Raw genomic sequence first — 16206 nt, forward strand, 5'->3', positions numbered from 1 at the left:
CCGACATCGATGTCGGCCGCAGGGAGGCGCGTATGCCCGCAGCGCGGGAGTCGTTGCTCGACGCGGCCCGCACCGCCCTCGTCTGCCGCCCGTGGAGCGCGGTGCGGATGGTCGACGTGGCCGCCGCCGCCGGGGTGTCACGGCAGACGCTGTACAACGAGTTCGGCGGCAAGGACGGTCTCGGCCGGGCCCTGGTCCGCCGGGAGATCGACGCCGTCCTCACGGGCGCCGACCACGCGCTGGCCGGTTACCGCGAGGCCGGTGAACGGCTGCCCGCGCTCGCCGAGTGGCTGGTACGGGCCGCCCGCGGCAACTCCCTCGTCCGGGCCGCGCTCACCGGCCTCTGGACCCCCCGGCTCCCCGTCCCCGCCCCGGCCCGGGTCCCGGCGCAGTCCACGGCCGCCCAGCGCGGCGCCGACGGACCGCTGCCGTCCCCCGGCGAACTCCTCGGCCTGCTCCGCGACCGCACCGTCGTCGCGCTGTCCCCGCCCCGGGCCGACCCGGCGGACACCGCCGAACTGGCCCGGCTCACCGAACTCGCCCTGCGGCTCGCCCTGTCGTGGATGCAGGCGCCCGCGCCGGACGGGGGAGTGGGGACGCTGGTACGGGACACGCTCGGCGCGGTCAGTGCGAGGACCCCGACAGCTGGAGCCCGATCACCCCGATGACCACCAGCGAGATCGACACGATCTTCAGGGTGGAGACCAGATCGCCGAGGAACACCATCCCGTAGATCGCGGTTCCCGCCGCCCCGATACCCGTCCACACCGCGTACGCCGGACCCACGTCCAGTTTGCGCAGTGCGAGGGTCAGCAGACCGAAGCTGCCCAGCGCGAAGGCGGCGAACGCGACCGTGGGCCACAACCGGGTGAAACCGTGCGACAGCTTCAGACAGACCGCGAAGCCGGTTTCGAGCAGCCCCGCCACGATCACCAACAGCCACGCCATGCGATTGCCTCCCGGGGTACCCACGCTCGTGGCCGTTTCGTCCGGCTTGGGTAAGGCTCGGTGCGATTATGCCCTTACCTGAGCGGCCGTCACGCAAACACGCGACAGCGTCCCCGAGAGCCCCCCGTCCGCACGCCCCGCCGCGGCGGATCAGTCGCCGTCGTGGCGTTCCCGGACCGCCAGCAGCCGCCGCAGCGAGTACAGCCGCGCCGGGTCCGCGTGTCCCTCGGCGACCCAGGCGTCCAGCGCGCAGTCCGGCTCGTCATGGCTGCACGCGCGCGGACAGTTCACCGTGCCCGGCTCCAGATCGGGGAACGCGAGGATCACCCGGGACGGATCGACGTGGTTGAGCCCGAACGAGCGGATACCGGGCGTGTCGACGACCCAGCCCCCGGCGGCACCGGCCAGCGGCAGCGCCAGCGCGGATGTCGTGGTGTGCCGGCCCCGGCCCGTCACCGCGTTGACATGACCCGTGGTCCGCCGCCGGTCCCCGGGGACCAGCGCGTTGACCAGAGTCGTCTTGCCGACACCCGAATGGCCCACGAACGCCGTGATCTGCCCCGCCAGCAGCTCCCGCACCCGGTCCGCCGCGTCGCCGTTCGCCAGCTCGTCCCGCGAGGTCACGACATACGGGACACCCAGGGTGTCGTACGTCTCCAGCAGCTCGTCCGGCGATGCCAGGTCCGACTTGGTCAGCACCAGCAGCGGCGACAGCCCGCCGTCGTACGCGGCGACCAGACAGCGGTCGATCAGCCGGGGCCGGGGCTCCGGGTCCGCCAGCGCGGTCACGATCGCCAACTGGTCGGCGTTGGCGACGACCACCCGCTCGTACGGGTCGTCGTCGTCCGCGGTGCGCCGCAGCACGGAGGTGCGCGCCGCGATCCGCACGATCCGCGCGAGGGTGTCCTTCTTGCCCGACAGATCACCGACCAGCGACACCCGGTCCCCGACCACCGCGGCCTTGCGCCCCAGCTCCCGGGCCTTCATCGCGTGCACGACCTGGTCCCCGACCAGACACGTCAGCCGCCCCCGGTCCACCGTGAGGACCATGCCGTCCGACGCGTCCTCGTGCTTGGGCCGGATGGTGCTCCGGGGCCGGTTGCCCTTGCGGTTGGGCCGCAGCGGGATGTCGTCCTCGTCGGTGTGCTTGCTGTAACGGCGCATGTCGATCGTCCGTCAGTTCCCGAGCATCCCGGTCCACAGATCCGGGAAGTCCGGCAGGGTCTTCGCGGTCGTCGCGACGTTCTCGATCAGCACACCCTCCACCGCCAGGCCGATGATCGCGCCGGCCGTGGCCATCCGGTGGTCGTCGTAGGTGTGGAACGTCCCGCCGCGCAGCGGACGGGGGCGGATCGTGAGGCCGTCGGCGGTCTCCGTGACATCGCCGCCCAGCTCGTTGATCTCCTTGGTCAGCGCGGCCAGCCGGTCCGTCTCGTGCAGCCGCAGATGCGCCACCCCGCGCAGGGTCGACGGGGAGTCGGCCAGCGCCGCCACCGCCGCGATGCCCGGGGTCAGCTCACCGACCTCGCCGAGGTCCACATCGATCCCGTGGATCCTCCCCGAACCGGTGAACACCAGCCCCTGCTCCGTCAGCTCGCAGGAACCGCCCATCTCGGTGAAGATCTCCCGCAGCCGGTCACCGGGCTGCGTGGTGTGCTCCGGCCAGTCCGGGATCACGACCCGGCCGCCCGTGACCAGCGCGGCGGCGAGGAACGGCTGCGCGTTCGACAGGTCCGGCTCCACCGTGAGGTCCACCCCGCGCAGCGCGCCCGCGGTGACCCGCCAGACATTCGGCTCGCCGCCCGACTCGGGGGTGTCCACCTGGGCACCCGCCCGGCGCAGCATGTCCACCGTCATCCGGATGTGCGGCATCGACGGCAGCGTGCCGCCCACGTGCCGTACCTCCACGCCCTGGTTGAACCGCGGGCCCGACAGCAGCAGCGCGCTCACGAACTGCGACGACGACGACGCGTCGATCTCGACCCGGCCACCCTCCAGCGCCCCGCCGCCGTGCACGGTCAGCGGGAGCGCGCCGCGCTCCTCGTCGTCGATCCGGGCACCCAGCGCGCGCAGCCCGTCGATCACCCCGTGCAGCGGGCGCTCGTACGACCGGGGGTCGCCGTCGAAGCGGATCGGGCCGTCCGCGAGGGCCGCGACCGGCGGCAGGAACCGCATCACGGTGCCCGCGTTGCCCACGTCGACCGTCGCGGGACCGTGCAGACCCGAGGGGATGATCCGCCATGCCTCGCCCTCGCCGCCCTCCACGGGCGCGCCCGTGGAACTGGACGAGACGGTCTCCTCGATACCCACGCCCATCGCCCGCAGCGCGGACGCCATCAGCAGGGTGTCGCGCGAACGCAGCGGGCGGCGCAGCCAGCCCGGCTCGGCGGCGATGGAGGAGAGGACCAGCGCCCGATTGGTCACCGATTTGGAACCGGGCACCTGGACCGTCGCGGTGACGGCTCCGCTCGCGAGCGGGGCGGGCCAGAGGGCGGGAGGCGCGGGGTTCTCGGTCATGGTCTTCAGCTTAGTGGCTGGCCACGACGGCGTTTCCCGGCGGCGGCCCGGGAAACGCCCCGGAAACAGCCCTCTGGTAGCGCGCCGCCTCCGGGGTCGCCACGGGCCCCGCCGCACGTCCGCCCGCACCCCTTTCAAGGCCCTGGCACCGGTCAGAACAGGGTGGCCTCCTCCGGACCGTCCAGTTCCGTGAGCAGCTCGGGGCCGTTGTTGCGGACGTTGCTGACCGCCGTGCCCACGGGATACGCCCGCAGCAGCCCGGTCGGCGGCGGCTCCAGCAGCGCACGTACCTCGCCGGGGTCGGTACGCGCCGGGTCGAGCCACGCGTCCCAGCGGTCCGGCGTGAGCATCAGCGGCATCCGCGGATGGATCTCCGCGAGAGTGCCCGGCCCGTCCCCGTCCCCGGCCGCGCCCGCGAGCGGCGTGGTCTCCGCCTCCGTGGTGATGATCGTGCACGTCACCCACCACGCCAGCGGATGCTCGTCGGGCAGCGTACGGTCCCGCCAGAACTCGTACAGCCCGGCCATCGCGAACACCGAACCGTCGGCCGGGGTCACGAAGTACGGCTGCTTGCGCGGCCGCTTCTTACGCCCCTCGACCTCCAGCTCCCGCTCCGCCGCCGCGGTCACCCACTCGTAGTAGCCGTCGGCGGGCAGCAGACAGCGGCGCGCCGTGAAGGGACGGCGGAACGAGGGCTTCTCGTGCACCGTCTCGGCGCGCGCGTTGATCATCCGGGCCGCGCCCTCGGGGGTCTTCGCCCACGACGGGACGAGTCCCCACTTGAGGGTGCGCAACTGGCGAACCGGACGCGGGTCCTCGGCGTCCTTCACAGGACGGTCCAGTACGGCGAAGACCTCCTTGGTCGGCGCGACGTTCCAGTCCGGGGCCAGGGTCTCCGTCGGCTCCCACGCGGTGATCCCGAAGATCCCCGCGAGGTCCTCCGGCCGACGGCTCGACGCATAACGTCCACACATACATGTCACACTGCCAGACCCCCGCACCGTTGAGGGAGCCGCCCGGAAAATGAACACTCTCGCCATCGACGGCCTGACCGACCTGTGGGACCGCGTCTTCTCCACGCAGCCCGACCCGGACCTCTGGGTGGTGGTCGCCACCGCCGTCGCCGCGCTGCTCGTGGTCGTGCCGCATCCGCTGTGGCGGCTTTCCCGCAACGCGATCACCATCGCCCACGAGGGCGGGCACGGTCTCGTCGCCCTCGCCACCGGGCGCAGGCTGGACGGCATCCGGCTGCACTCCGACACCTCCGGACTCACCGTCAGCCGCGGCAAGCCCACCGGCATCGGCATGATCCTCACCGCCGCCGCCGGGTACACCGCGCCCCCGCTGCTCGGGCTCGGCGGGGCCGCGCTGCTCGGGGCGGGGTACATCACGCTGCTGCTGTGGCTGGCCACCGGGCTGCTGCTGGTGATGCTCGTCATGATCCGCAACGCGTACGGGGTGCTCACCGTGATCCTGTCCGGGGGGACGTTCCTGCTCGTCTCCTGGCTGGCGGGCCCCCAGGTGCAGGCCGCGTTCGCGTACGCCGTGGTGTGGTTCCTGGTGCTGGGCGGGGTACGGCCCGCGTTCGAGCTCCAGGCGAAGCGGCGGCGGGGCGGGGCGGGTGACTCCGACGCGGATCAGCTCTCGCGGCTCACCAATGTCCCGGCGGGCCTGTGGTTCTTCCTCTTCCACGCGGTGTCGCTGTGCTCCCTCATAGGAACCACGAGGTGGCTCCTCCGGGTATGACCTCCGGCGCTCCGAGGTCCGTCCGGCTGGGCGTACTTGTTTCCGGTGCCGTCGTTCGGAGGGTGCGCGGTTCCTCGCGCCCCTGGGGTTCCACACCTGGGCGTACTTGTCCCGGTGCAGGTACTTCGTGGGTGCGCAGTTCCCCGCGGGTCGCCTTCGCTCGGGCCCCTGGGTTTCGTGCGCGGGGCGTACTTTGTCCCTGCGCGGGTCGGACGTGGGTGCGCAGTTCCCCGCGGGTCGCCTTCGCTCGCGCTTCCCAGGTTCGTCCGGCTGGGCGCACTTGTTTCCGGTGCCGTCGTTCGGAGGGTGCGCGGTTCCTCGCGCCCCTGGGGTTCCACACCTGGGCGTACTTGTCCCCGTGCAGGTACTTCGTGGGTGCGCAGTTCCCCGCGCCCCTGAAGGGGCACCCCCTTCCTCCCGCAGTCGCTCGGCTGCGGGAGGGGGTGGGCGGGACTCTCTGCCCGCAGACTCCGATGCTCTTCAGTAGGACCAGTGGGACGTCGTACCGAGCGCGTTGGAGCGAGGACGGAGAATCCCGACCGGCACCGACCCGAAGAACAAGCCGGACGCGCCCCAAAGGGGCGCGGGGAACTGCGCAAAAACGACGAGCGACGGCACAGGAACAAGCGCGCCCACCCGGACAGACCTAGGAAGCGCAAGCGAAGGCGACCCGCGGGGAACTGCGGGAAACCACCGAACGACGGCACAAGGACAAGTACGCCCCGCACAAGAAACCCAAGGGGCAGGATGCCCCCGTGACCTCCAACGACAGCAACGACAGCAACGACAGCAACGACAGCAACGCAAGAACAGGCGCCCCCGGCCCCGGGGCCCCGGAGACCGTCCCCACCGGACCGGGGGACGCCCGGATCACGTGGTACCACGCCCCCCACCCCGCCCTCACCCTCGCGGTGAGCCACGGCGCGGGCGGCGGCATCGGCGCCCGCGACCTCCAGGCGCTGGCCGCCACCCTCCCTCCGAACGGCGTGACGGTAGCCCTCGTGGAGCAGCCCTGGCGTGTCGCCGGGAAGAAACTGGCCCCCGCCCCGAAGACCCTCGACGCGGGCTGGCGGGACCTGTGGCCCGCCCTCACCACCCCCGGCCTCCCGGTCATCGCGGGAGGCCGCAGCGCCGGCGCCCGGGTCGCGTGCCGCACCGCCCACGACCTCGGCGCCCACGCCGTCCTCGCGCTGGCCTTCCCGCTGCACCCGCCCGGCCGCCCGGACCGCTCACGGGCCGGGGAACTCCTCGGCGCCCGGGTCCCGACCCTGGTCGTCCAAGGCGGGAACGACCCCTTCGGGCACCCGGAGGAGTTCCCCGACGGCGCCCACGAACTCGTACCGGTGCCGTCCGCCGACCACTCCTTCGCCGTGCCCAAGCGCGCGCCGGTCACCCAGGACGAGACCTTGCTCACCCTCACGGACGCCGTCGTGGAGTGGACCGCGCGGCTCCGCTGACCGCCCGGCCGACCCGCCCACCGGCGGGGAATGCCGGGCCCCCGGGTGCTGTTGTGGCGAACAGAAGGCGTGCACACGGCTCGGTCCGGAAGGACCGCCGAAGCCGGTGCCCGCCCGGTCCGACCGATCGAGAGGGAGAACACCGCATGGGTTCGATCACCTGCCCGAGCCGCAGTGGCACCACGGGTCTGAACTGGTCCGTCCTGCCCTCGGCCATCGGTGCCCCCACCCGGGCGCCCGGCGGTCCGGACCTGTCGGCACCCGCCCTTCCCGCGACCCCGGCCCCGTACGGCCCGACCGCCCCGTCGACCCGTGGTCGACTATTCTCCGAAGCGGGTGGGACCGGTCCCGGTTCCACGACAGCGCCTGAGGAGGTGGGTCCGGTCACTGGGACCGACGCGGGGACCGAGCACGGCCAGGCGGAACGGCCCGAGGAGTCGACCGCCGAGCGCAACGCCCGTTTCGAGCGGGACGCCCTCGAATTTCTCGACCAGATGTACTCCGCGGCCCTGCGCATGACGCGCAACCCGGCCGACGCCGAGGATCTGGTGCAGGAGACGTACGCCAAGGCGTACGCGTCGTTCCACCAGTTCCGTGAGGGCACCAACCTCAAGGCGTGGCTGTACCGCATCCTGACGAACACCTTCATCAACTCGTACCGCAAGAAGCAGCGCGAGCCGCAGCGCAGCGCCGCCGAGGAGATCGAGGACTGGCAGCTCGCGCGTGCCGAGTCCCATATGTCCACCGGGCTGCGCTCCGCCGAGTCGCAGGCGCTGGACCATCTGCCGGACTCGGATGTGAAGGAAGCCCTCCAGGCGATCCCCGAGGAGTTCCGCATCGCGGTCTACCTCGCGGACGTCGAAGGCTTTGCGTACAAGGAGATCGCGGACATCATGGGTACACCCATCGGCACGGTGATGTCCCGGCTGCACCGGGGCCGCCGCCAACTCCGCGGCATGCTGGAGGACTACGCGCGTGATCGCGGTCTCGTCCCGGCCGGCGCCGGAGAGGCGAACGAAGCGAAAGGCTCGGGCTCATGAGCTGCGGAGAGCCGCACGAGACGGACTGCACCGAAGTACTCGACCATCTCTACGAGTACCTCGACCGTGAGATGCCCGAGGGCGACTGCACGAAGTTCGAGACGCACTTCGAGGAGTGCTCCCCGTGCCTGGAGAAGTACGGTCTCGAACAGGCCGTGAAGAAGCTGGTGAAACGGTGCTGCGGTCATGACGACGTACCCACCGATCTGCGGGCCAAGGTCATGGGCCGGATCGATCTGATCCGTTCCGGTGAGTCCGGGGACAGCGTGACCGACCCGCTGCCCGGCCCGTACACGAAGTCCGCGGAGAAGGACGTCACCGCCTCCGCCGAAGGCGCCTGAGCCGCGCCTTCCTCCCGCTGCCGCTCCACCCCCGCCGAGGGGGAGCGGCACGCCTGGGGTCAAGCCGCCGCGCCGTGGGGAATGGGTGCGACGGGAAAATCACCCGAATGTGCTAATCCCCGTGGGGGAGGCCGGGCGAATCCGCTGATGCCGCCCGAACGCCACCCGGCGACCCCTATTCTCCGGAGCCTGTGACGGGCGCGCCCGGCCCCTTTCGGGCGGCCGGGCCCGGGGGAGGAGCGGTGGATGCGGTCGGTACCCGCCTTGGCCCGTGCGTACATCCTCGGCGCCGCGCTGGCGGCGCTGTTCTGCGCGGCGCCCGCGCTGGCCGCCGCCGTTCCCGGGGCGGCCGGCTCCCCGGACGCCCCTTCGGTGCCGTGGCTCGCCGTCGCCCTGCTCGCCGCCCTGTACGCGGGGTGCGAGCAGCTGCCGCGCTGCCGTTTCATGGGCCGCCACGCCCCCCGGGGCATGGGCATGTTCTTCCCGGTCCTGCTCGCCGGAGCGTTTCTGCTGCCACCGGCCGCCGCCGCGCTCGTCGGTGTGCCCGGCGCGCTGCTGGCGCGGGTGGAGCGGCGGCCCGCCGGTCCCCGACGGATCTGGCACGCGGCCCAGCTCGCCCTCGCCTGCTGGGCGGCGGCCCTCGCCCATCAGGCGCTCGGCGGTCCCGGCGCGGTCGGCGGCCCCGCCGGACCCGACTTCCCGTACGCGCTGGCGCCCGCCGCCGCCGCGGTGGTGGTGTTCTGCGCCGTGCTCACGGTCCTCGACGGCGGAATCCTCGTCCTCGCCGAGCGGGTACCGGCCCGCCGGGCCTGGCGCGGCCGGTTCTGGCCGGTGCTGGCGCCCGTCAGTGTGCACGGTCTGGTCGGGCTGATGATGACGGTGCTGTGGCGCAGCCCGTACGGTCCCGGGGCCGCGCTGCTCGTGCTGCTGCCGATGTACATCTCCTGCTGGCTGTTCGCCCAGTACCACCGTGAGCGGGCCGCCCATCAGTCGACCATCCGGGCCCTGGTCCAGGCCGTCGACCTCAAGGACGGGTACACCCGGGGCCACAGCGAACGCGTCGGGCAGGCATCGGTGATGATCGCCCAGGAGCTGGGGATGGACGACAGCCGGGTGGAGACCCTGCGGTTCGCGGGCATCCTGCACGACGTCGGCAAGCTGGGGGTGCCCACCCGGCTGCTGCGCAAGGACGGTCCCCTCACCCCGCAGGAACGGCGGGTGATCGAGCTGCACCCGGAGTACGGGCACGAGATCACCCGGGGCATCGGCTTCCTCGGGGAGGCCCGCGCGGCGATCCTCCACCACCATGAACGCGTCGACGGCAGCGGCTACCCGTACGGGCTGGCCGGGGACCGTATCCCCGAGTGCGCCCGGGTGGTCGCCGTCGCGGACGCGTTCGACGCGATGACCTCGACCCGCTCGTACAGCAGGGCCCGTTCGGTGCCGAAGGCGGTGGCCGAGCTGGAACGCTGCGCGGGCGCGCACTTCGACCCCCGGATGGTCGGTGCGCTGGTCCGGGCCCTCGACCGGCACGGCTGGCATCCGTCGGTCACCGCCGACGGCCCCGATCTGCCCGCCCCCCGCGCCACCGGCTCCCCCGCCGGGAGCCCGTCGTGACCCCCGGCAGGCCCCCGGAGGTGCCGGGCAGGCCCGCCGGGAAGTCCCCGGGCCGGACGGTCCGCGGCACGGCCGCCCCGGGACCGGGCCCGACCGCCGGACCGGACCAGGGGGACCTCCCCGGCGTGCCACCACCGGCCCACGGGGGCCTCCCCGGCGGGCCACCCCAGGCCCCGCCCCCGCCCGGCCCGCCCTCCGGCAACGCCCGGGACCCCCGCCCCGCCCCGGCCGCCCGCGCGCGGGGGTCGCTGCTGGGCAGGCTCACCGTCGTGCTGGTGCTCGGCTCCGCGGGGTCGCTGACCGTCTGGGCGATCGGAGTGACCGTCTGGGCGGGTGTGCACGAGCGGGGCACCGCGCTCGCCTTCGGGCTGCTCATCGCGGTCGGTGAGCTCGCCCGGACCGGCGGTACCGCCGAGGGTGAACGGGACACCGCCCCGCTGGCCGCGGCCGGGGCCCTCGCGTACGCCCTGCTCGGGGAGAACGGGGGCGGCGCCACCCATCACGGCGTCGCCCAGGTGGTCACCGTGACCGTGGCCGCCGGACTCCTCGGCGGACTTCCGCACCTCGCGGCCGGCCGCGGCCCCGCGCCCGAACAGCTCGCCCGCCGCACCCTGAGCGTCGCGTTCGCCGCGGTCTGCTTCCAGCCCCTGTACAACACCGGCGCCCTCGCGGACCTGGTCCACCCCGGACCCGTCTACGCGCTGTGGATGACCGGGGTCCTGGCGGTGACCGCGCTGTGCGACGCGGTCCTCGCCGCGGCCCTGGCCCGGGCCCGTACCGGCTGGCCGTTCGCACCGCTGCTGCGCGACGAACTGCGCGCGATGATCGGGATCGGCTCGGCGGTCTGCGCGACCGGCGCGGTCATGGCGCTCACCGTCGCCGTCGCCGGACTGTGGGCCCTGCCGGTGTTCTCGCTGCCGCTGCTGCTCACCCAGCTCTCGCTGCGCCGGTACGCGGCGGTCCGCCTGACCTACCGGCAGACCATCGCGTCCCTGGCGCGGTCCACGGAGATCGCCGGGTACACCCCGCACGGTCACGCACGGGCGGTCGCCGCGCTCAGCCGGGCCGTCGGCCGGGAGCTGGGACTGTCGCGGTCCGCGCTGACCGTCCTGGAGCACGCGGCGCTGATGCACGACATCGGGCAGCTGTCCCTGGTCGACCCGGTACCGGCCGGGGCCACCGCGTCCCTCCCCGCCGAGGCGCAGCGGCGGATCGCCCGGCTCGGCGGTGCCGTGGTGCGCCAGACCGGGGTGGACCCCGAGGTGGCGCTCATCGTGGAACGGCAGGCGGACCCCCGGTGCGAGCAGCCGCTGGCCGCCCGGATCGTACGGACGGCGAACGCGTACGACGAGCTGGTCCGGGCGCAGGGCCCCGGTGGCCCGCTGGCCGCGCTGGAGCGGCTGCGGCTGGCGACCGGGCACGACCATCAGCCGGAAGTGGTGGAGGCGCTGGCCAGGGCGCTGGCCCAGCGGGGCAGCGGGGCGCTGCTGCCGTGGGACACGGCCCGGCCGCCCGGGGGCGCCGCGGGTGCCGGGGCCGTGACATGAGCCCGCCAGACCCGGGGCCCCGGGGGGCCATACGTCGCCCGTCGCTGGGTAACCCATGGGTAATGAGCGGCCGTCCGACCGTCCATGGTTGGATGCGAAGGAAAGACGCTACGAGAAGGGTGTCCGGGGGCGTGAACCCTGGCTGTGTCGGGGCGGGGCAGGAACCCGCGCCCCCCGGTGAGGACGGCAGGCGGGAATCGTGAGGATCTTCGGCAAGGGACGGCACCGGCCCTCCGCGTCCTGGCGGCAGGCCACCGACCGGGCGTTCACACTGATCGGCGACGGCCGCTACGAGGACGCGGGGGCGCTGCTGACCCGCGCCGCCGACCTGGAGCCCTGGCTGTCGGAGTCCTGGTTCAATCTCGCGCTGCTGCACAAGTTCCGGCACGACTGGGAGCAGGCCCGCGCCGCCGGGCTGCGGGCCGTGGCCCTGCTGGACCGGGAGACGGGCGCCCCCGACTGGTGGAACGTCGGGATCGCGGCGACCGCCCTCCAGGACTGGCCGCTGGCCCGTCGCGCCTGGCAGGCGTACGGGCTGAAGGTGCCCGGCCGGCCCGGGTCCGGCGGGGCCGCCGGCGAGCCGGTCGGGATGGAGCTGGGCAGCGCGGCGGTACGGCTGTCGCCGGAGGGCGAGGCCGAGGTGGTGTGGGGGCGGCGGCTGGACCCCGCCCGTATCGAGGTGCTGTCCATCCCGCTGCCGTCCTCGGGCCGCCGCTGGGGCGAGGTCGTCCTGCACGACGGTGTCCCGCACGGCGAGCGGACCACCGCCGCCGGACACGTGTACCCGGTCTTCGACGAGATCGAGCTGTGGGCGCCCTCCCCGGTGCCGACCTGGGTGGTGCTGCTGGAGGCGGACGACGAGGAGGACCGCGACGCCCTGGAGCGTCTCGCGGCCGACGCGGGCTTCGCCGCCGAGGACTGGTCGTCGTCGGTGCGGCTGCTGTGCCGGATGTGCTCGGAGAGCCGGATGCCCAGCGACGAGGGCGACGGCGAGCACCTCGACCCGCACGACCACAGCGAGCCGGGCCAGCCCGGTCCGCTCGGCCATGTCACCGACGGCCACCAGTGGGTGCCGGAGCGGGAGTGCGGGATCGCCGCGCCCGCGTCCCTGGTGCGCGGGCTGCTCGACGGATGGGTGTCGGACAGCCCCGACACCCGGGACTGGCGCGACCTCGAAGAGGTCTGCTGACGCCTCCCGGACGGGCCTGCGGCCGGTGTCCGGTCCGGGCCGGTACCCGTGTCCGGCCGTGCCCTGCCTCCTCCCGGTGTATCCGGCCGTATCCCGCTCGGCGGTGCTCCGGGGCGCCGTAGGCTGTGTGGCGGCAGTCGCCCGGCACCCGCGCATCGCGGACCGGGGGCTCCCCCCGGGAGGAACGGTCCGGGGCACGACACGGTTGAGGAAGGCGTACGTCGGACATGGCGCAGCAGGACACCGATCAGCAGCACAGTGGGGTGCTCCCCGTGGACGACGAGGGTTTCGTCATCGACACGGAGGACTGCGAGGCGCGTGAGGAGGCGTACCGCGCGCGCGGCACGTCCCGTCCGATCACCGTCGTGGGCAACCCGGTGCTGCACACGGAGTGCGAGGACATCACCACCTTCGACGACGAGCTGGCCGGGCTCGTGGACGACATGTTCGCCAGCCAGCGCACCGCCGAGGGCGTGGGCCTGGCCGCGAACCAGATCGGGGTGGGCCGGAAGGTCTTCGTGTACGACTGCGTGGACGACTCCGGCGACCGGCACGTGGGTGTGGTGTGCAACCCGGTGCTCCAGGATCTCCCGGCCGACCAGCGCAGCCTGGACGACTCCAACGAGGGCTGCCTGTCGGTACCCACCGCCTATGCGGAGCTGGCGCGTCCGGATTTCGCCGTCGTGACAGGTCAGGACGAGAAGGGCAACCCCATCAAAGTACGCGGCCGCGGTTACTTCGCGCGCTGTCTACAGCATGAGACGGATCATCTCTACGGTCGCCTCTATATCGACCGTCTGTCCAAGCGGGACCGCAAGGACGCTCTGCGCCAGATGGAAGAGGGCACTCCGCGCTACCCCGTGGTGGCCAACGACTGACCGTCCGAGGGATGTTCTCCCCCGGACGGGGGGTGATAAACCCCGGCACGTCGGACCGACCGCGACCCCCTGCGGGTGATCGGGACGGGCCGGGGAGGGGGCGGTGACCCCTGAGGTGGGTGGGTGCGCACGGTGTGCCCGTGACGGAGGGTGTTCCCTTCCGCCCCAGAGCTACGGCGCCCGGCCGGGATGATTTCCCGCCGGGCGCCCCTCTTGTGCGCCGGCGTGCGCCGGTCGCGCCTTCCGCCATGTGTGATCCGAAATCAGTCACGTAAGGGGATGTTCTCGGCAGCTCGGGGTAGTGAATGGAGCAAATCTGTTCCCTCATCGGGCACTTGTGGTGCTGAATGGAATGTGCGCGGGGATGCGCGACGGCGTGGTCCGGAGCGGGTATGTGCGCCGTACCGCGGCAACAGCAGGGCCGACTGAGAGGGGACACTCGTGCCTGCTTTCTCCTACAGCACCGCAGCGACACAGACAGCAGTTCCGCCGGCACTCGCACTTCCGGTGATCGAGAAGGAGTTTCCTCGGCAACTCCATCCCTATTGGCCGACACTCCAGGAGACGACACGTGCATGGCTCCTGAAAATGGGGCTGATGCCGGCCGACAAGGTCGAACGGTACGCCGACGGGCTGTGCTACACCGATCTGATGGCCGGGTACTACCTCGGCGCCCCGGTGGAAGTGCTCCAGGCAATTGCCGACTACAGCGCGTGGTTCTTCGTCTGGGACGACCGCCACGACCGTGACGTCGTGCACCGCAGGGACGCGGCGTGGGCACGGCTGCGGGACTGCCTCCACGCGGCGCTCGACGCCCCGTGGCGCCATCTGCAACACGAGGACGCCCTGGTAGCGGCCTTCGCGGACAGCATGATCCGGCTTTACTCGTTCCTGGGCGAGAGCTGGAACGCCCGCTTCGCCGCACACTTCCACGAAGTGATCGAGGCGTACGACAGCGAGTACCGCAACCGGACCACGGGCCGCATTCCGGCGGTCACCGAGTACCTGGAACTGCGCCGCCTCACCTTCGCCCACTGGATCTGGCTCGATCTCCTGGAGCCCGCCGCCCACCACGAAATACCCCGGTCGGTACTGGAGAATCCCGCCTACCGCAAGGCCGGGCTCGCCTGCCAGGATTTCGCCGCCTGGTACAACGACCTCTGCTCATTGCCCAAGGAACTCGCGGGCGATGAATACCACAACCTCGGGATCAGCCTCATCAAACATGAGGGAATGACCCTGGAGGACGCGGTCACGGAAGTACGCCGAAGGGTAAACGGATGCATATCCGAATTCCTGGCCGCCGAACAGGAAGTAGCCGTTCTCATCGGTGAACTCCGGGACGGCACATGGCGCGGCGAACCACTCGCGGACGCCGTGGCGCTCAACATCTCCAATATGCGGAACTGGTTCAGTTCCGTGTACTGGTTCCACCACGAGTCCGGTCGCTACCAGGTCGACAGCTGGGCCGACCGGTCCACGCCCCCCTACATCAGCGACCAGGGCGAACGGCCCGGATCGGCGGGAATCCGATGACCGGTGGACCGACCCCCCGAACAGCGGGGACCGACGGCCGGAACGCGCCTCCGCCGCCGTACGCCAAGGGCGGCGCCCCCCTGCTGGGACACGCCTGGAACCTGGTGCGCGACCCGCTCCGCTTCGTCGCCGGACTGCGCGACAGCGGGGACGTGGTGCGGCTGCGGCTCGGCCCCGGGACGGCGTACGCCGTGTGCGCCCCGGAACTCGTGGCCGCTCTCCTCAAGAGCCCGGACTACGAGGTCGGCGGACCGCTCTGGGACACCATGGAACTCCTCATCGGCAAGGGCGTCGCCACCAGCAACGGCCCGCTGCACCGGCGCCAGCGGCGCATGATCCAGCCCGCGTTCCGGCCCGAGCGGATCGCCGCCCACGCGCCCGTCATGGCGGAGGAGGCCGCCGCGATGGCCGACCGGTGGAGCCCCGGCGCCACCGTCGACATCGGCGACGAGGTGTTCCGCACGGCGGTCCGTATCGTCACCCGCTCGCTGCTCCACGTCGACTCGATCGACGAGCGGGTGGACCGGCTCGGCGGCTCGCTGCACACCGTCTTCGGGGGCCTGTACCGGCGGATGATCCTCTCCGCCGGACCGTTCTGGAAACTGCCCCTCCCGGCGCACCGTCGATTCGAGGTCGCATTGGCCGATCTGCATCGGTTGGTGGACGAGATCGTCAGGGAACGCCGTATGTCCGGAACGGACCGCGGGGACCTGCTCTCGGCATTGCTCCGGGCAAAGGACGACAATGGTGAAACGCTCAACGAACAAGAGGTACACGACCAGACGGTCTCCCTCCTCGTGGCGGGCGCGGAAAACGTTGCCTCGACGCTGACGTGGACGTTCCAGTTGCTCGCGGAGCACCCGGAGGAGGAAAAGCGGCTCCGCGCGGAGGTGCTGTCCGTGACAGGTGGCCGGCCGGTGACATTCGGTGACCTGCCGAAGCTCGGGCACACCCGGAATGTCATCACCGAGGCGATGCGGGTTCGGCCCGCCGTATGGATTCTGACCCGCCGGGCGGTGGCCGATTCCGTACTGGGCGGATATCGCATTCCGGCCGGGGCGGACATCGTCTACAGCCCGTACGCGATGCAGCGGGACCCCCGGGCGTTCGCCCGGCAACTGGAGTTCGACCCCGACCGCTGGCAGCCCGGAACGCAGGCGGACCGGGGCGGACCGGCGATGATGCCGTTCGGCACCGGCAACCGCAAATGCCCCGGGGACCACTTCAGCATCGTCGAGATGGCGATCGTGCTGGCCACCGTCGTGCCCCGGTGGAGCCTGTCCCGGCTGCGGGAGACCGACACCGCCCCGCGGATCGGGATCACGCTCAAGCCGCGCCGGCCCAGGCTCCGGGCCGTGCCGGTGGCATAGTCCGGACGCTCGTTCCTGTA

General features: G+C 72.4%; 15 protein-coding genes. 11 read left to right on the plus strand and 4 right to left on the minus strand.

Annotated features, from left to right (window positions below):
- The first annotated feature begins 32 nt into the window (after positions 1-32).
- Positions 33-668, plus strand: coding sequence for a TetR/AcrR family transcriptional regulator (locus AB852_RS07565; RefSeq protein WP_073784760.1), 636 nt, complete (start codon positions 33-35; stop codon positions 666-668).
- On the opposite strand, the gene AB852_RS07570 is transcribed toward AB852_RS07565, so the two are convergent.
- From AB852_RS07570 to AB852_RS07585, 4 genes are all read right to left on the minus strand, one after another.
- Complete coding sequence (locus AB852_RS07570) at positions 625-948, minus strand: DMT family transporter (RefSeq protein WP_073784762.1); 324 nt, start codon at positions 946-948, stop codon at positions 625-627. The two genes, AB852_RS07565 and AB852_RS07570, sit on opposite strands and share 44 nt — an antisense overlap.
- 150 nt (positions 949-1098) lie before the next feature.
- On the minus strand, positions 1099-2112 hold the full coding sequence (rsgA, locus tag AB852_RS07575; RefSeq protein ID WP_073784764.1) for a ribosome small subunit-dependent GTPase A: 1014 nt from the start codon (positions 2110-2112) through the stop codon (positions 1099-1101).
- Between the two features lie 12 nt (positions 2113-2124).
- Positions 2125-3465, minus strand: a complete 1341-nt coding sequence (gene aroA, locus AB852_RS07580) for a 3-phosphoshikimate 1-carboxyvinyltransferase (protein WP_073784766.1) — start codon at positions 3463-3465, stop codon at positions 2125-2127.
- 152 nt (positions 3466-3617) lie between these two features.
- A complete protein-coding gene (locus AB852_RS07585) occupies positions 3618-4439 on the minus strand; it encodes an SOS response-associated peptidase (protein ID WP_073784768.1) in 822 nt (273 codons plus the stop codon).
- Between the two features lie 49 nt (positions 4440-4488).
- Here AB852_RS07585 and AB852_RS07590 point away from each other — a divergent pair, with 49 nt between their 5' ends.
- The 10 genes from AB852_RS07590 (at position 4489) to AB852_RS07635 (ending at position 16186) form a co-directional block, all read left to right on the plus strand.
- Positions 4489-5211 carry a M50 family metallopeptidase gene (locus tag AB852_RS07590; protein ID WP_073784770.1) on the plus strand — a complete coding sequence of 241 codons (723 nt, stop codon included), beginning with the start codon at positions 4489-4491 and terminating at the stop codon, positions 5209-5211.
- Between the two features lie 869 nt (positions 5212-6080).
- Positions 6081-6668 carry an alpha/beta hydrolase family protein gene (locus AB852_RS07595; protein ID WP_073785610.1) on the plus strand — a complete coding sequence of 196 codons (588 nt, stop codon included), beginning with the start codon at positions 6081-6083 and terminating at the stop codon, positions 6666-6668.
- Positions 6669-7042: 374 nt separating this feature from the next.
- Entirely contained in the window at positions 7043-7708 is a 666-nt protein-coding gene (gene sigR / locus AB852_RS07600; RefSeq protein WP_178390947.1) for an RNA polymerase sigma factor SigR, read from the plus strand.
- Positions 7705-8049, plus strand: coding sequence for a mycothiol system anti-sigma-R factor (gene rsrA, locus AB852_RS07605; protein WP_073784775.1), 345 nt, complete (start codon positions 7705-7707; stop codon positions 8047-8049). The genes sigR and rsrA overlap by 4 nt, the downstream gene beginning before the upstream one ends.
- Positions 8050-8295: 246 nt before the next feature.
- On the plus strand, positions 8296-9666 hold the full coding sequence (locus AB852_RS07610; RefSeq protein ID WP_073784777.1) for an HD-GYP domain-containing protein: 1371 nt from the start codon (positions 8296-8298) through the stop codon (positions 9664-9666).
- A gap of 275 nt (positions 9667-9941) precedes the next feature.
- Complete coding sequence (locus AB852_RS07615) at positions 9942-11213, plus strand: HD-GYP domain-containing protein (RefSeq protein WP_425444156.1); 1272 nt, start codon at positions 9942-9944, stop codon at positions 11211-11213.
- 199 nt (positions 11214-11412) lie between these two features.
- Complete coding sequence (locus tag AB852_RS07620; protein ID WP_073784780.1) at positions 11413-12402, plus strand: tetratricopeptide repeat protein; 990 nt, start codon at positions 11413-11415, stop codon at positions 12400-12402.
- A gap of 227 nt (positions 12403-12629) precedes the next feature.
- Entirely contained in the window at positions 12630-13280 is a 651-nt protein-coding gene (gene def, locus AB852_RS07625; RefSeq protein WP_073784782.1) for a peptide deformylase, read from the plus strand.
- 441 nt (positions 13281-13721) lie between these two features.
- A complete protein-coding gene (gene cyc1 / locus AB852_RS07630) occupies positions 13722-14816 on the plus strand; it encodes an epi-isozizaene synthase (RefSeq protein ID WP_107499138.1) in 1095 nt (364 codons plus the stop codon).
- Positions 14813-16186 carry a bifunctional albaflavenone monooxygenase/terpene synthase gene (locus AB852_RS07635; protein WP_073784786.1) on the plus strand — a complete coding sequence of 458 codons (1374 nt, stop codon included), beginning with the start codon at positions 14813-14815 and terminating at the stop codon, positions 16184-16186. Before cyc1 ends, AB852_RS07635 begins: the two co-directional genes overlap by 4 nt.
- Positions 16187-16206: the final 20 nt, after the last annotated feature.

The organism is Streptomyces uncialis, from assembly GCF_001905345.1.
Lineage (GTDB): Bacteria > Actinomycetota > Actinomycetes > Streptomycetales > Streptomycetaceae > Streptomyces > Streptomyces uncialis.

Coding starts and splice junctions, on each gene's coding strand:
- AB852_RS07565 (WP_073784760.1), top strand. CDS start 33: ATGCCCGCAGCGCGGGAGTCGTTGCTCGACGCGGCCCGCACCGCCCTC.
- AB852_RS07570 (WP_073784762.1), bottom strand. CDS start 948: ATGGCGTGGCTGTTGGTGATCGTGGCGGGGCTGCTCGAAACCGGCTTC.
- rsgA (WP_073784764.1), bottom strand. CDS start 2,112: ATGCGCCGTTACAGCAAGCACACCGACGAGGACGACATCCCGCTGCGG.
- aroA (WP_073784766.1), bottom strand. CDS start 3,465: ATGACCGAGAACCCCGCGCCTCCCGCCCTCTGGCCCGCCCCGCTCGCG.
- AB852_RS07585 (WP_073784768.1), bottom strand. CDS start 4,439: ATGTGTGGACGTTATGCGTCGAGCCGTCGGCCGGAGGACCTCGCGGGG.
- AB852_RS07590 (WP_073784770.1), top strand. CDS start 4,489: ATGAACACTCTCGCCATCGACGGCCTGACCGACCTGTGGGACCGCGTC.
- rsrA (WP_073784775.1), top strand. CDS start 7,705: ATGAGCTGCGGAGAGCCGCACGAGACGGACTGCACCGAAGTACTCGAC.
- AB852_RS07610 (WP_073784777.1), top strand. CDS start 8,296: ATGCGGTCGGTACCCGCCTTGGCCCGTGCGTACATCCTCGGCGCCGCG.
- def (WP_073784782.1), top strand. CDS start 12,630: ATGGCGCAGCAGGACACCGATCAGCAGCACAGTGGGGTGCTCCCCGTG.
- AB852_RS07635 (WP_073784786.1), top strand. CDS start 14,813: ATGACCGGTGGACCGACCCCCCGAACAGCGGGGACCGACGGCCGGAAC.